11 protein-coding genes are annotated in these 15,211 nt (G+C 69.0%); 4 read left to right on the forward strand and 7 right to left on the reverse strand.

Annotated elements, in window-relative coordinates; translation table 11 throughout:
* Positions 1-126: 126 nt before the first annotated feature.
* The 3 genes from HXX10_RS06315 to HXX10_RS06325 are packed head-to-tail and all read right to left on the reverse strand — an operon-like array spanning position 127 to position 5,135.
* The gene (locus HXX10_RS06315; RefSeq protein WP_296520790.1) at positions 127-711 is read right to left on the reverse strand and encodes a sigma-70 family RNA polymerase sigma factor; all 585 of its coding nucleotides are present in this window, start codon (positions 709-711) and stop codon (positions 127-129) included.
* A 24-nt stretch (positions 712-735) separates the two neighbouring features.
* Positions 736-3,867 carry an efflux RND transporter permease subunit gene (locus HXX10_RS06320; RefSeq protein ID WP_296520792.1) on the reverse strand — a complete coding sequence of 1,044 codons (3,132 nt, stop codon included), beginning with the start codon at positions 3,865-3,867 and terminating at the stop codon, positions 736-738.
* Positions 3,868-3,872: 5 nt separating this feature from the next.
* Entirely contained in the window at positions 3,873-5,135 is a 1,263-nt protein-coding gene (locus HXX10_RS06325) for an efflux RND transporter periplasmic adaptor subunit (protein ID WP_296520794.1), read from the reverse strand.
* A 171-nt stretch (positions 5,136-5,306) separates the two neighbouring features.
* Between HXX10_RS06325 and HXX10_RS06330 the strand changes: the two genes are divergently transcribed.
* Both HXX10_RS06330 and HXX10_RS06335 read left to right on the forward strand, forming a co-directional pair.
* A complete protein-coding gene (locus HXX10_RS06330) occupies positions 5,307-5,963 on the forward strand; it encodes a TetR/AcrR family transcriptional regulator (protein WP_296520796.1) in 657 nt (218 codons plus the stop codon).
* Between the two features lie 7 nt (positions 5,964-5,970).
* Entirely contained in the window at positions 5,971-7,497 is a 1,527-nt protein-coding gene (locus HXX10_RS06335) for an efflux transporter outer membrane subunit (protein ID WP_296520798.1), read from the forward strand.
* 22 nt (positions 7,498-7,519) lie between these two features.
* On the opposite strand, the gene HXX10_RS06340 is transcribed toward HXX10_RS06335, so the two are convergent.
* The 3 genes from HXX10_RS06340 to HXX10_RS06350 form a co-directional block, all read right to left on the reverse strand.
* Positions 7,520-8,359, reverse strand: a complete 840-nt coding sequence (locus tag HXX10_RS06340) for an NUDIX hydrolase (protein ID WP_296520800.1) — start codon at positions 8,357-8,359, stop codon at positions 7,520-7,522.
* A 224-nt stretch (positions 8,360-8,583) separates the two neighbouring features.
* On the reverse strand, positions 8,584-9,138 hold the full coding sequence (locus HXX10_RS06345; RefSeq protein WP_296520802.1) for a UGSC family (seleno)protein: 555 nt from the start codon (positions 9,136-9,138) through the stop codon (positions 8,584-8,586).
* Positions 9,135-10,580, reverse strand: a complete 1,446-nt coding sequence (locus HXX10_RS06350) for a thioredoxin family protein (RefSeq protein WP_296520804.1) — start codon at positions 10,578-10,580, stop codon at positions 9,135-9,137. Before HXX10_RS06350 ends, HXX10_RS06345 begins: the two co-directional genes overlap by 4 nt.
* A 186-nt stretch (positions 10,581-10,766) precedes the next feature.
* Here HXX10_RS06350 and HXX10_RS06355 point away from each other — a divergent pair, with 186 nt between their 5' ends.
* Together HXX10_RS06355 and HXX10_RS06360 are read left to right on the forward strand one after the other, a co-directional pair.
* The gene (locus HXX10_RS06355) at positions 10,767-11,474 is read left to right on the forward strand and encodes a GntR family transcriptional regulator (RefSeq protein WP_296520806.1); all 708 of its coding nucleotides are present in this window, start codon (positions 10,767-10,769) and stop codon (positions 11,472-11,474) included.
* 28 nt (positions 11,475-11,502) lie between these two features.
* The gene (locus HXX10_RS06360) at positions 11,503-12,474 is read left to right on the forward strand and encodes a tripartite tricarboxylate transporter substrate binding protein (protein WP_296520808.1); all 972 of its coding nucleotides are present in this window, start codon (positions 11,503-11,505) and stop codon (positions 12,472-12,474) included.
* Positions 12,475-12,492: 18 nt separating this feature from the next.
* Here HXX10_RS06360 and rnr read toward each other — a convergent pair whose 3' ends face one another.
* Positions 12,493-14,784, reverse strand: a complete 2,292-nt coding sequence (gene rnr / locus HXX10_RS06365) for a ribonuclease R (RefSeq protein ID WP_296520810.1) — start codon at positions 14,782-14,784, stop codon at positions 12,493-12,495.
* Positions 14,785-15,211: the final 427 nt, after the last annotated feature.

Below are 15,211 nucleotides of genomic sequence, written 5' to 3' on the forward strand. Positions count from 1 at the left end.
CCACCAAACTCTGTCACGCGCTCCCCCGGCTCTCGTCCCGACCAGACAGTGACAGTGAGGCAGGGCGGGAGCAGGGCCGCAGTGTTGCTGCATGTTTCCGAAGCGTTGCCGTTCGGCGCGATCTGATCACTCGGCCGCCAGCGAGACGCGGATGTCGTGCTCGTGTCCGCGCAGCACCTCGCGCAACTGGACTCGGGCGCGCTTCAGCAGCGATTCGATCGCGAAGACGGTCGTCTCCATCACGTCGGCGATCTCGTCGTTGCCGAGACCCTCGTGATAGGAGAGCAGCACCGCGAGGCGCTGCCGCTCGGGAAGCTGGCTGACGGCCGAATCGAGCAGGTGGCTGGTCTCGCTGCGGTCCAGTGCGGCGGCCGGATCCGCCCGTCTATCAGGCACTTCTGCGATTTCGTCGATGATCTCGGGGCGCCGCCGGCGACGCTGATCGATGCAGCGGTTGATGACCACGCGGCACAGGAAGGTCGAGAACTTCGCCCGTCCGAACTCCCAGCGGTGGCGATGCGTCCACACGTTCAGGAGCGAATCCTGCACCGCATCCTCCGCATCGTGCCGGTTGCGAAGGATGCGCAGCGCCAGCCCAAAAGCCTGGTCGACGTGACGGCTGACCAGAATCCGGAACGCGGCTTCGTCGTTTGCCGCGATGCGCCGGAGAAGGTCGTCGTCGCTGATCTGCAAGTTGGTGGCCCAGGTCACTCCATCGACTCGATCTTTAGACGATCACGTGGCCGGTGTCGTCACCTCCGCGATGCGTCGCGCGCGCCACCCGGCGATCCGGCGCACCGTGACGAACAGCAGCGGAATGAAGAACACCCCCAGCACGGTCGCCGCCGTCATGCCGCCCAGCACGCCGATGCCGATGGCGTTCTGGCTGCCCGAGCCGGCCCCGCTCGCCGTCGCCAGCGGCACCACGCCGAGGATGAAGGCGAGCGACGTCATCAGGATCGGCCGCAGCCGCTGGCGCGCGGCGTCGAGGGCCGCCGAGACGAGATCCTGGCCGGACTTCAGCCGGTCCAGCGCGAACTCGACGATCAGGATCGCGTTCTTGGCCGACAGGCCGACCGTGGTGAGCAAGCCGACCTTGAAATACACGTCGTTGGTCTGTCCGGTCAGCGTCGCGGCGACGACCGCGCCGAGCACGCCGATCGGCACCGACAGCAGCACGCCGAGCGGCGTCGACCAGCTCTCGTAGAGCGCCGCCAGCGCCAGGAACACGACCAGCAGCGAGACGCCGTAGAGCGCCACGGCCTGGCTGCCGGCGAGTTGCTCTTGCTTGGACAACCCGGCCCATTCGTGGCGGAAGCCGGTGGGCAGCGAATCGATGATGCCGGCGATCTCGGCCATGGCGTCGCCCGAGCTCACGCCCGGTGCGCCCTGGCCGACGATCTCGACCGCGGAGGCCCCGTTGAAGCGCTCGAGCTTCGGCGACCCGAAGGTCCATCGGGTCGAGGCGAAGGCCGAGAACGGCACCATCGATTTGCTCGAGTTGCGGACGTACCAGGACTCGAGGTTCTCGGGCGTCATCCGGTGCGCCGCGTCGGACTGGACATAGACGTATTTCACTCGGCCGCGATGGATGAAGTCGTTGACATAGGTGCCGCCCCACGCGGTCGCGAGGGTGGTGTCGACATCGGACAGCGACAGGCTGAAGGCGCTCGCCTTCTCCCGGTCGACGTCGATGGCGAATTGCGGCGTGTCGTCCTGCCCGTTCGGTCGCGTGGCGACGAGCTTGCGGCTCTGCGCCGCGGCGCCGAGCACGCGGTTGCGCATCTCCATCAAGGTCTCGTGGCCGGCGCCGCCGGTGTCCTGCAGGTAGACGTCGAAGCCCGTCGAGTTGCCGAGGCCCGGCACGGTCGGCGGGGCGAGCGCGAACACCAGGGCGTCGGGGATGCGGCCGAACGCCTGCATGGCGCGGCCGGCGACGGCCTGCGCCTTCAGGGCCGGCGACTTGCGCTCGTCGAACGGCTTCAGCTTGACGAAGGCCATGCCGACGTTCTGGCCTTCGCCCGCGAAGCTGAAGCCGCTGACCGTCATGACGCCCTCGACCGCGTCCTTCTCGGTGTCGAGATAGTGGCGCGTCACCTGCGCCAAGACGCGGTCTGTGCGATCCTGCGTGGCGCCGACCGGCAACTGCGCCATGGTGAGCAAAATGCCCTGGTCCTCCTCGGGCAGGAACGAGCTCGGCAGGCGCACGAACAGCACGCCCATCGCCACCGCCATGGCGACGAAGAGGGCAAGGAAACGCAGCGGACGCGCGACGACGCCGGCGGTGGCGCTGCGATAGCCGGCGGTCGCCCGGTCGAAATTGCGGTTGAACCAGCCGGCGAGCCCGTGCGCCGTGCCGTGCGCCGTCGAGGGCTTCAGGATGGTGGCGCACAGCGCCGGCGTCAGCACCATGGCGACGATCACCGAGAGGATCATGGCCGACACGATCGTCACCGAGAACTGCCGGTAGATGACGCCCACCGAGCCGCCGAAAAAGGCCATCGGCACGAACACGGCCGACAGCACCGTGGCGATGCCGATCAGCGCGCCCGTGATCTCGCGCATCGACTTCTCGGTCGCCTGCTTGGGCGACAGGCCTTCTTCCTGCATCACCCGCTCGACGTTCTCGACCACCACGATGGCGTCGTCGACCAAAAGGCCGATCGCCAGCACCATGGCGAACATGGTCAGCATGTTGATCGAGTAGCCGGCGATCGACAGCACGCCGAAGGTGCCGAGCAGCACCACCGGCACGGCCAGGGTCGGAATCAGGGTCGCGCGAAGGTTCTGCAGGAAGACCAGCATCACCAGGAAGACCAGCACGATCGCCTCGGCGAGCGTCTTGACGACCTCCTCGATGGAGAGCCGGACGAAGGGCGTGGTCTCGTAGGGGTAATGGACCTCGATCCCGTCCGGCATGCCCGCCTTCATGCCGTCGATCGCGCTTTTCACCCGTCCGGCCGTGCCGATCGCATTGGCGCCGTTGGCCAGCATGATGGCGAGGCCCGCCGCCGGCATGCCGTTGTAGCGGCTCGACGACGTGTAGGTCTGGGCGCCGAGCTCGACGGTCGCGACGTCGCCGATGCGCACGATCGAGCCGTCGCCGGCGCTCTTCAGGATGATGTCGCGGAACTGCTCCGGCGTCTGCATCCGCGAGCGTGCCGTGATGGCGGCGTTGATCTGCTGGCCTTTGACGGCGGGCCTCCCACCGAGCTGGCCGGCCGCGATCTGGACGTTCTGCGCCTCGATCGCATTGGTCACGTCTCTCGGCATCAGCGAGAACTGGGCCAGCTTGTCGGGATCGAGCCAGACCCGCATGGCGTAGCCGGAGCCGAAGAGCTGGCTCGATCCGACACCTTCCATGCGCTTGATGGTGTCGTTGAGCGTGCTGTTGACGTAGTCGGCGATGTCGACGTCGCTCAGCTTGCCGTCGCGCGACACGAAGGCGATCACCATGAAGAAGCTGTCCGACGCCTTCGCCACCGTGATGCCGGTGCTCTGCACCACCGACGGGAGCTGGGCCGTGACGAGCTGCAGCTTGTTCTGCACCTGCATCTGGGCGATGTCGGGATCGGCGGCGTTGGTGAAGGTCAGCGAGATCGAGACGCTGCCCGACGAGCTCGACGTCGAGGTCATGTAGTCGAGGTGGTCGATGCCGGTCATGCCCTGCTCGATCACCTTGGTGACCGAGTTTTCGACCGTCTGGGCGTCGGCGCCGGAATAGGTGGCGGTGATGCGCACCGAGGTCGGGGCGATCTGGGGATACTGCGCGATCGGCAGCGTGCTCACGGCGAGCAGGCCGCCCAGCATGATGCCGATGGCGATCACCCAGGCGAAGATCGGCCGATCGATGAAGAACTGCGGCATCGCTTTCACTCCACCCCGGGGCGCGGCGCCGTCGTGCCATTGCCGGCGAGTTGCGTGCCTGCCGCGGCGTCGGCGCGCTTGACCTCGCCGGTCGACTCGTCGAGCACCACGACGACGGGCTTGACCGGCTGGCCGGCCCGCGCCTTCTGCGAGCCCTCGACGACCAGCCGGTCGCCGTCGGCGACGCCCGCGTCCACCAGCCAGTTCACGCCGATGCTGCGCCGGACGGTCAGCACCCGCTGCTCGATCTTGTCGTCCTTGCCGACGAACAGCGCGGTGGCCTCGCCCTTGGTGTTGCGGCTCACCGCGCGCTGCGGCACCAGGAACGAACCCGAGGCGATGCCTTCCTCCAGCACGGCGCGGACGTACATGCCGGGCAGCAGCAGCCGGTCGGGATTGGGGAACTCGGCCCGCAGCGTGAACGTGCCGGTGCTCTCGTCGACCTTGATCTCGGCGAAGCCGAGCTTGCCGGGCAGCGGATAGGGCCGCCCATCCTCCAGGATCAGCCGCACCGGCACCGAGTCGCCGCGATTGGCGAGCCGCCCTTCGGAAAGCGCGCGGCGGAACTTCAGGAAATTGAGGCTCGACTGGGTGACGTCGACATAGATCGGGTCGATCTGCCGGATGGTGGCGAGCATGTCGGTCTGGTTGGCCGTCACCAGAGCCCCGACCGTGATCGACGATTTGCCGATGCGGCCGGCGATCGGCGCCTTGATCTCCGTGTAGGCGAGATTGATGCGGGCCGTCTCCAGGTCGGCCTTGGACGAGGCGACGGTCGCCTTCGCCTGGGCCAGCGTCGCGACGGCGTCGTCGAGGTCCTGCTGGCTGACCGCCCGCTCCTTGCTCAGGCCGCGGTAGCGATCGACCTTGGCCTGGGCGCTCGGCACCGCCGCCTCGGCCTTCTGCAGTGTCGCTGCGGCATTGTCGTAGGTCGCCTGGTAGCTCGCCGGATCGATCTGATAGAGGAGTGCGCCGGCCTGCATCTCGCCGCCCTCGGTGAACAGCCGCTGCTTGACGATGCCGTTCACCTGCGGGCGCACCTCGGCGGTCAGGAACGCCGTCGTGCGCCCCGGCAGCTCCGCCGTAATGGTCACGGCCTGCGGATGCAGTACGACCACGCCGACCTCCGGGGCCGGCATCTGGGGCGGTCCCTTGGCGCTCTCGGCGCCGCAGCCGGCGAGCAGCAGGGAGGCGGCGAGGAGGGAGGCGGCGAGCAGGGGGGCGGCGAGCGCCCGGGACGGGGAAACGCTGCGTAGAACGGGGGTCATGGGCAACATCCGACACCAGTCTCTGGCCGCCTGGTGGACCGGGGGTCCCGGCGGCTTGATTTAGGAAACTATCGAGTTTATATATTCGCGAAGCGGCCGAGGTCAACCATTGCCGGAACGCCGGGTTGTTTCCGGGATGGCTTCGACCGAAAGAACGTGAACGAGACCTTGATGATGAACGATGTTCTGGCGCGGCCCCCGGCGCGGGGGCGTGGCCGCCCCAAGCGAGTCGACGACACGACGCAGCGCGCCCGCATCGTCGCGGCGGCGCGCGACGTCTTTCTGCAGGCGGGCTACGACGCGACCACCATGGATGCCGTCGCCCAGCGGGCCGGCGTGTCGAAAAAGACCGTGTACCAGCTCTTCGAGAGCAAGGACGCGGTGTTCGCCGGCATCGTCGAGGCGCATCGCGACCTGATGCTGGACGTGCCCGCGGACGACGACGACCGACCGCTCGACGAGACGCTGCTGGCGATTTTCAGGGCCGACCTGCCGATCGAGGCGGAGCGCGACCGTACCGCGATGCTGCGGCTGATGATGATGGAGATGCGGCAGCGGCCGGAGCTCGCCCGCGTCGTGTTCCGCCACGGGCCGGAGGAATCGCGAAAGATCCTCGCCGGCTGGCTCGCACGCCAGGTCGCCCGTGGCCGCATCGCCGTGGACGATCCGGCCTGCGCGGCCGACCTCCTGATGCACATGGCGTTCGCGCCGACCGGCTTCGACGACGACGGGCCCCGCTTTCCGGCGCATGGCGAGCGCAAGGCGCATCTCGCCCGCGCCATCTCGATTTTTCTGCACGGCGTCGTGCCCCAGCGTTCACGGGACTGATCCGACGATGACCCCCAGACTGTCGCGACGGCACGCCCGCCCGGCCGTGCCTGCTCTCTCCTGTGCGCTGCTCGCTTTGTCGCTCGCCGGCTGCGCCGTTGTCGGCCCGGACTATCAGGCCCCGACGCTCGGGCTGCCGACGCAGTGGATGAATGCGCCCAAGCAGTCTCCCGCCGCGCCGCACGACCTGACGCGCTGGTGGGCTGGCCTGCGCGACCGCACGCTCGATGCGCTGATCGAGGAGGCGGTCGCCGGCAATCTCGACGTCGCCGCCGCCAAGGCGCGCATCCGCGAGGCGCGCGCTGCCCGCAAGCAGGCGATCGCGGCACTGTTTCCGACCGCCGAGAGCACCGACTCGCTGACCCGCAACAAGACCGCCAACTCGGCCCCCTCCGAGACGCTGCCGGTGCGCTACTCGCCCTACACGCTCTATCAGGCGGGCTTCGACGCGAGCTTCGAGCTCGACCTGTTCGGCGGCAACAAGCGCAGCCTGGAGGCGTCGACCCGCGGCCTGGAGGCCTCCTTCGACGATCTCGACTCGACGCTGCTGACGCTGGTCGGCGACGTCGCGACCTATTACGCCGAGGCGCGCGGCTATCAGGCCCGCATCGCGCTGGCGAAGCGCACCGCCGCGTCCATGCGCTCGACCGCGGCGCTGACGCAGAGCAAGTTCGACGCCGGCTCGGCCTCGGCCGTCGACGTCGCAAAGGCGACGGCCCAGGCGGCCTCGACCGAAGCCAACATTCCCTCGCTCACCACCGCTTATGTCGAGGCGGTGCACCGGCTCGCCCTCCTGCTCGGACGCGACCCGACCGCGCTCGACGCGCGGCTCAAGCGCGAGGTGCCGATCCCGACGCCGCGGCTGCCGCTCAGGGCCGGCATTCCGGCCGACGTCCTGTCGCGCCGCCCCGACGTGCGCAAGGCCGAGCGCCAGCTTGCGCAATTCACGGCCAAGATCGGCGTCGCCACGGCCGCCCTCTATCCGGACGTGTCGCTCACCGGCAACATCTCGACCTCGGCCCAGAAGGCCGGCGATCTCGGCAAGAGCTCGACCATCGGCTGGTCCTACGGCCCGTCCGTGACGGTGCCGATCTTCAACGCCGGCAATCTGCTGGCCGCCGTCGAGGTCGCCGAGGCGCAGCGCGACGAGTATTATCTCAGCTTCCGCTCGACCGTGCTGACCGCGCTGGAGGACGTCGAGAACGCCCTGGTCGCGCTTTCCGAAGAACGCAAGCGGGCCGCCAAGCTCGGCGAATCGGCGCGCAACTACGGCGAGGCGACGCGGTTGTCGCGCGCCCTCTACCAGACCGGCTCGTCGAGCTTCCTCGACGTGCTCGACGCAGAGCGCTCGGCCTATTCGGCGGAAGACTCGCTGCTGCAGAGCCGCGTCGCCATCGCGACCGACTATGTCGCGCTCGCCAAGGCGCTGGGCGGCGGCTGGTCCGGGCCGGTCGACGTGTCGAAGCCCGAGATCGTCGACGTCGGAACGCTCCCGCATCCGGTCGATTTTCGCGTGATGGATCCGGTGCGGTGAAGGGGTAGGGCGGCCGGCCGCCCTACAGTTCGGTGCGGACGAATCTTCCGCGCAGCCAGCGATAGAACGGCACTGGCAGGTCTGGCTTGAAACCGCCGGCGATGCGGTGGTCGAGTTCGGCCAACACCGCCTTGGTGATCGGCGAAATGTCGAGCCTTTCGGCATCGTCGAGCGGCATCCAGACCAGTTCGACCAGTTCGGAGTCCGCGCTGACCACATCGTCGACCCGGGCCGCGATCGCCTGCGCGTCGACGGCGAAGAATCGCGCGTCGAAGCGGCGCGGCCGGCGCGGCGGCGTGATGGCGCGGGCGATGAACTGCAGGGTCGAGAGGTCGGGCAGCACGCGCGCCTGTGCGAACGGACCCCACAGCGGATCGTCGCCGGCAAATCCCTCCGGCCAGCCCGCGTCGGCGCGGCCGAGCAGCAGGCCGGTCTCCTCGAAGGTCTCGCGCACGGCCGCGATGGCGAAGGCGCGCGCCTTGACGAGGCTGGGGCGTTGCGTCTCGGCCATCAGCCGTGCCGCCACGCGCGGATCGAGCTCGCCTGCGGCCGGCACACCGCGGTCGGCCGGCTCGACCCGCCCGCCCGGAAACACGAACTTGTCGGGCATGAACTTGTGGCCGGCGTGGCGTCGACCGAGCAGCACCTTCGGCGTTCCCTCGGAGCGGTCGATCAGGATCAGGGTCGCGGCGTCCCGGGGGCGGACGTTGCGGAACGACATGTCCCGCTCGGTCCGGTTGAGCCAGTCGGTCAGCCGGCTCGCGATTGTCGCGGGGGCAGCCGTCGCCATGCCGTAGTCCGGCGCGTCCTCGGGAGGCATCGCGCTCGTGGGGTTCGACCCGTTCTCGTCGTTCTCGGCCATGTCCCGTCGTCCGTGGTTCGCTGGGCCCGGATCTCTCACGGGAACAGATGCATCGTCACTCCGATCGGCGGGCGGTCTTCACGAGCGCGACCCAGGCCGACGGCGGAAGCCTTCCGATGCCGGCGTAGTCTAGCGGAGAGCGGGTCGGTTTTGGAACCGTCGAGGCTGCGTCCGGAGGTGGCGCTCCTGTGCCGCACGCAGGGCAGAGGCGCCCGCGCCGTCCGTCAGGCGGCGTGCTCCAGCGGGGTCGGTTCGCTTGCGGCGCAGATCGCCGCCAGGATGCGATCGATGGACTCTTCGGCGAAGGCGTGCAGCTCGGCGGTCGTCTTGTTCTGCATGGGATGCGGCACGTAGATCGCCGCCGCGTCGAAACCGATCGCCGCCTTCTGCTGGTCGAAGGCGTGACGGAACTCCTCCGTCAGTACGCTGACGCCGGCCAATCCGCGCTTGTCGAGATCGTTGAGATCGTGCGTCGAGCACGACGTGCAGGAGCCGCAGTCCGACAGCGCGATGATCACGGCCTGGCAGCTCGCCGCGATGTCGGCGATCATTTCGCGCGGGGCGACGCGGGTGTTGGTCGGCTTTTTGTAGCGCCGCGTGGCGACGCCGCGCTCCCGACACAACTGCTCGAGGCGATCGATGAACTCGTCGCCGCGCATTTTGCCGATGTCCATCAACGCCACGGTGCTGCCGGCCAAAGTGGTCAGCGGCGCGGTGCGCGGGCGGAGGGCCGAGGCCGTCTCCGCAGTCGGATCGCACAGCTCCAGTCCCGGCGTCATGTCACGATCTCCCTGGTGACGGGCTTCGATTCGTGGCGGAAGCGCCCGCCGGTCCAGCCCGCGCAGATGGCCGAGAACAGCCCGGCCTGACCCCCTGCGTGCACGATCAGCAACCCCTCCGGCCAGAACTTGGCGACCATCTCGTCGCGGCGGCTCGCCGCGACGCCTTCGCCGACCCCGTGCGCGCCCTGGATCACGTCCTTGCCGGGCCGCACCATTGCGGCATGCAGCTCGCGCGTGATGCGCGCGCGGTCCCATCCGGCGTCGCGGAAAATCGCATAATGCTCCGGCACCAGCACCAGCATGGCGTTGGTGAACTCGCACAGCTTCGGATGGGCGACCGCCAGCAGCGACATCGCCAGCGACCGCGTCAGCTCCTGCGGCGTGCGCGAGCGCTGATCGACAAACCCCTGGATGCCGTCGCCCTGGAACAGGGTCACGGCATTGCGGCCGGGTGCCACGCCGCGCGCCACCGCGAGCGGCTGCCAGGTCGGGTCGCTCTCGTCCTCGGCGAAGCAGAACGTGTACTTGCCGGGGCCGCCGAGCACGGCGCGGTCGAGCTCGCCCGGCCGGCCGCCGCCGACATTGCGGACGATGAGCTGGAGCGCCCGCCCGATCGTCGCGTTGGCGCGGTTGCCCTGGCCCAGGCAGTTGATGCCCGAATTCATGCCGATCTGGCGAGCGATCGGGCCGTTGACGACGATGATCGGGCCGGAGAAGCAGGTGGTGCAGAGCAGGCCGTGCAGGGTGAACTCGGGCTGCAGCGCCGCCTCCAGCGCGGCGATGACGACCGGCATGTAGTCCGGCCTGCACCCCGCCATGACGGCGTTGATGGCGACCTTCTCGACCGTGATGGGCGACAGGTTGGGCGGCACCTCGCCGATGATCTCGTCGGGCCTGCGCCGCGTTCCCTCCAGCATGCGGAGGATACGGGTGGGGGTCGGCGGCACCACCGGAAGGCCGTCGCTCCAGCCGCGCTCGAAGCAGGCTTCCGCCTCGTCGTCCCAGGCGTCGAGCGTGATGCGTCGCGACGTCAGGCCGGTGTCGCCGTAACGCGCGAAGAGCTGCTCGTGGACGCCGGGCTCGCGGCTTTTCGAGCCGCATCCCGGCCGCATCGCCGGCAGGCCCTGGCCGAGGCCGGCGATGCCGGTGACGCGCTCCCATTCGGAGCGGTTCCAGCCGAAGGTCCGGGCGGTCTCCCTGCCGCCGTCCAAGCGGATGACGGTCGGCACCGCCTCGACGTCGAAGCGGAACGAGTTCTCGAGCGCGGTGTCGTCGACGGGACGCAGGATCGCCGGAAAGCCCGGGTCGTCCTGGGTGAAGACCGTCAGCGCCTGCCCCGAGCGGGCCAGCTCGCCGAGCACCGGCTCGACCATGGCGCAGGTCTCGCAGGCCCGCTTGGCGAAGACGACAAGGCCGTTCTCCGGCAAGCGATGGGGCATGTCTCACCTCCTGAAACGCAGAATTGATATACTAGACCACATTTACGGCTGTCGAGGATATCTCGATCAAACTCACAGAATGCCTGTGAATTGTGCAGTGCTTGCGCACGAGCTCTCCTTGCGAGGAAATCGAACTCGTATATTGATATACCAGATTGGCAACGCCCATCTGCAAGGGTCCTTTCGATGTCGGCCGATATCGTCCGCCTCCAGCCGCGCACAGCGGGCGCAACGCCTTTGAAGTCGGAGATCGCCGGCGGTCTGCGGGCGCTCATCCGCTCCGGCCGCCTGCCGCTCGGCGCCAGGATCTCCGACAAGCAGCTCGCCGCCGATCTCGGGATCAGCCGCACGCCGGTGCGCGAGGCGTTGGTCCAGTTGCAGAGCGAGGGCCTGGTGGTGATGCGTCCACAAAGCGGCACGTTCGTCATCGACCTGCAGGCGGACGACATCCGCCAGCTTTGCGCCATGCGCGGCATCATCGAGGTCGGGGCGCTTCGGTTCGGCGGCGAGCGCATGGCCCGGGAGTCGCTGGCGCAACTCGGGTTTCTGGTCGGCCGTGCGGCCATTTCTTTGCGCGACGGCGATCTGGCACAGTGCGACGAGCTGGACTGCGAGTTCCACGAGGCGATCGTCGCGACCAGCGCCAACTCCTACCTGATCAAGGCCTATGGCGGCATCGCCGACCAGCTTCGGGCGCTGCGACAACGGATGCCGCGCGAGCCGGAGCGGATGGCGCGCGCCATCGCCCAGCACCGCATCATCGTCGACTTGTGGGCGGCAGGCCGCACCGAGGACGCCGCATCGCAGCTTCACGACCACGTCGGCAATGTCGAGCGGTTGCTGACCGCGGTCCGGGCCGGGACGGCGACGCGCGAAAACGACCGGAAGGCGTGACCGGCTCGCCTTCTCTCGAGGAGCAACCATGTTGAAGCTGATTGCGGGCGTCTGTGTCGCCGCTCTGGCCGCCGTCTCGCCGGCGCTCGCCCAGAGCTACCCGGTCAAGCCGATCACGTTCATCGTGCCGTTCGCCGTCGGCGGCCCCAACGACGTGCTGGCCCGGCTGGTGTCTGACCAGATGGCACGCGACCTGGGCCAGTCCATCATCATCGAGAACGCGCCCGGGGCGGGCGGTACGACGGGCTCGGCGCGTGCCGTCAGGGCGGAGCCGGACGGACACACGCTGCTGTCCGGCAATCTCGGCAGCCTCGGCGCCGCCTTCGCGCTCTACAAGAAAATCCAGTACGACGTCGACGATGTCAGGGCGGTCGGCATGCTCGCGGGCACGCCGAACCTGGTGATCGTCCGCAAGGACTTCCCGGCCTCGACGCTCGCCGAGTTCATCGCCTACGCCAAGGCCCATCCCGAGACCGTCACGGTCGGCAACGCGGGCTTCGGGTCGAATGCCCATCTGGTCTGCCTGTTTCTCGAGAATCTGGCCGGCATCAAGCTGAGGCATGTGCCGTATCGCGGCACCGGCCCGGCGATGACGGATCTGCTCGGCGGACAGCTCGACGGGATGTGCGACTCGACGCCGAACGTCGTGCCGCAGGTGCAGGCCGGAACCGTCAAGGCGCTGGTCGTCGCCCAGGTGACGCGGCTCTCGGCCGTGCCGGAGGTGCCGAGCTCCACCGAGGCCGGATTGCCGAAATTCGTCGTCGTCGGCTGGAACGCCATCGTGGCGCCGGCCAAGACGCCGAAGCCCGTCATCGACAAGCTCAACGCCGCTCTGAGGGCCGCCCTCGATGATCCGACCATGCGCAAGCGGATCGAGGACATCGGAGCCATCGTCCCCGGGCCGGCCGAAACGAGCCCCGAATGGATGGACAAGTTTCTTCGCTCGGAAGCCAAGACCTGGGGCGACGTCATCCGCGAGGCCGGCGTCAGCGTCGAGTAGGGTTCTCGGATTCGGCCCCTAACGCTTGCGGCTGGTGCGGCTGGTACGCTGAGCGGCCGGATGCCGTTTGGATGCAGCGGCGGATCGATGCGGCTTGTCGCGGCCGCGCGTTCCGCGCCGCGTCTCGATACGGCCTTCCGACAGAATCTCGAAGCGCAGCGCGCCGGCGACCGGGGCGGCCTCGACCAGCTTCACGGTGACACGATCGCCGAGCCGCCAGCTCTCGCCGGTGGCGTCGCCGACCATCGCGTGATGCGTCTCCTCGTAGCGGTAGTAGTCACGCCCGAGCGTCGCGGCCGGCACGAAACCGTCGGCGCCGGTGTCGTCGAGCTTCACGAACAGGCCGGAGCGCGTCACCCCGGCGACGCGGCCCTGGAAGGTTGCGCCGATGCGGTCGGCGAGGTGGTGGGCGATGAGCCGGTCGACGGTCTCCCGTTCCGCCGCCATGGCGCGCCGCTCGGCCCCCGAGATGCGGGCCGCGATCTCGCCGAGCGAGACGATGTCGGCGCCGTCGGGCAGGCCGTCGCGGCCGAGCTTGCAGGCGCTGACCAGCGCGCGGTGCACGATCAGGTCGGCATAGCGGCGGATCGGCGAGGTGAAGTGCGCGTAGCGGCGCAGGTTGAGGCCGAAATGGCCGTAGTTCTCGGAGGCGTATTCAGCCTGCGCCTGACTGCGCAGCACCACCTCGTTGACCAGCGCCTCGGAGTCGCGGCCTTTTACGCGCGCCAGGATGGTGTTGAACTGCGCCGGCCGCAATGCGCCTGCCTTCGGCAGCGAGATGTCGAGGGTGGTGAGGAATTCGCGCAGCGCGCTGAGCTTGTCGATGGTCGGCTCGTCGTGCACCCGGTAGATCAGCGGCGTCTTGGCGCGTTCCAGGGTTTCTGCGGCCGCGACATTGGCCAGGATCATGAACTCCTCGATCAGCCGGTGCGCGTCGAGCCGCTGCGGCGAGATCACCCGGTCGACCGTGAAGTCGGGCTTGAGCAGAATCTTCCGCTCGGGCAACTCGAGATCGAGCGGGCTGCGCTCGTCGCGGGCTTTCTTGAGCGCCGCATAGGCGTCGTAGAGCGGGGTCAGCACCAGCGCCATCAGGGGCGCGGTGGTCTCGTCGGGGTGGCCGTCGACCGCCGCCTGGGCCTGGGCATAGTGCAGCCGCGCGATCGAGCGCATCAGCACGCGATGGAACGTGTGGCTGCGCTTGACGCCGTCGGCGCCGATCACCATGCGGGCGACGAGGGCAGGGCGGTCCTCGGCGGGGCGCAGCGAGCACAGATCGTTGGAGATGCGCTCGGGCAGCATCGGCACGACGCGGTCGGGAAAATAGACCGAGTTCCCGCGGGTCAGCGCCTCGCGGTCCATCGCGGTGCCGGGCCGGATATAGGCGGCGACGTCGGCGATGGCGACGTCGATGACGAAGCCGCCCGGATTTTTCGGGTCGCTGTCGGTACGGGCGAAGACAGCGTCGTCGTGGTCCTTGGCGTCGGCCGGGTCGATGGTGACGAACGGCACCTCGCGCCAGTCCTCGCGGTGATCGAGCGTCGCGGGCTTCGCCGACTCCGCCTCCGCCAGCACGTCCTTGGAGAAGACGTGCGGGATGCCGTGGGCGTGGATGGCGATGAGACTGACGGCGCGCTCGCTCGAAAGCGAGCCGAGCCGCTCCTTGACCTTGGCGACCGTGGTGCCGAAGCGGCCGTGCTTCTGCACGTCGACGGCGACGAGATCGCCTTCGACCGCGTCCAGCGTGTCGCCGGGCCGGATGGTCAGCTCGCGGCCGAGGCCCTTCTTGTCGACCGACACCAGCCGGCCGCCGCCGTCCGGCAGGGTGCGGAACACGCCCAGCGCGCGGTGCTTGGTGCGGTCCAGCACCTTGATGGCCCGCCCGCGATGCCGGATGCCGTCTTCCTCCTCGACCTCCTCGGTGCGCAGGAGCGCTCGATCGCCGACGCCCGGGATCTCGCCGGGCTTGGCGCGGCGCGGCACGTGCAGCCGGATTTTCGGGGGCGGCCCGTTCTCCTCCTCGTCCCAGTCGGTCGGCACGGCGATCAGCTCGCCGTCGGCGTCGCGGCCCGTGACGTCGGCCAGCACGGTGTTCGGCAGCGTGCCGGCGTGATGCAGCTTCTTCTTGCGACGCTCGATCTGGCCGGCGTCGGCGAGCTCGCGCAGCAGGCTCTTGAGGATCGCGCGGTCGGCGTTCTTGAGGCCCCAGGCGCGCGCGATCTCGCGCGTGCCGGCCTTGCCGCCATGGGCCGCGATGAAGGCGAGAAGCTCGTCCTTGGTGGGAAGGACCGGACCGGGTTTTTTCGAGGTCACCACGAGGTCCGCATGCCGGGGGTTTTTCTCATCGCCCCAAGGTAAGCGGCGGCAGGGGATTCCGCCAGCGGGCCATTTGAAGACGGTGGGTCGGGTGTGGCGGCTCCTGCGTTCCCTCCCCACTTGTGGGGGAGGGACAGGGAGGGGGGACAGCGCCAGCGTCGTGCTCGGGGCCTACCCCCCTCTCCACCTCTCCCCCTCAAGGGGGGAGAGAGCAGGCTGCGGCAGACGGCGGGCCAATGCCAAGTCCTCACCGAAACCGCCGAACCGGAACTCACTCGCTCTCGGCGGGCTCCGGGGTCTTCTTGGCCTTCGCCTTGGCGGCCCCTGCCGATTTGGCGGCTGCCTTTTTCGGCGCGGCTTTGGCCTTCGCCTTGGGGCCGGCCTTCGCCTTGGCGGGCTTGGCGTCGCCAGCGGAGTCGCCGGC

The organism is Rhodoplanes sp., assembly GCF_013377085.1.
GTDB lineage: Bacteria > Pseudomonadota > Alphaproteobacteria > Rhizobiales > Xanthobacteraceae > Rhodoplanes.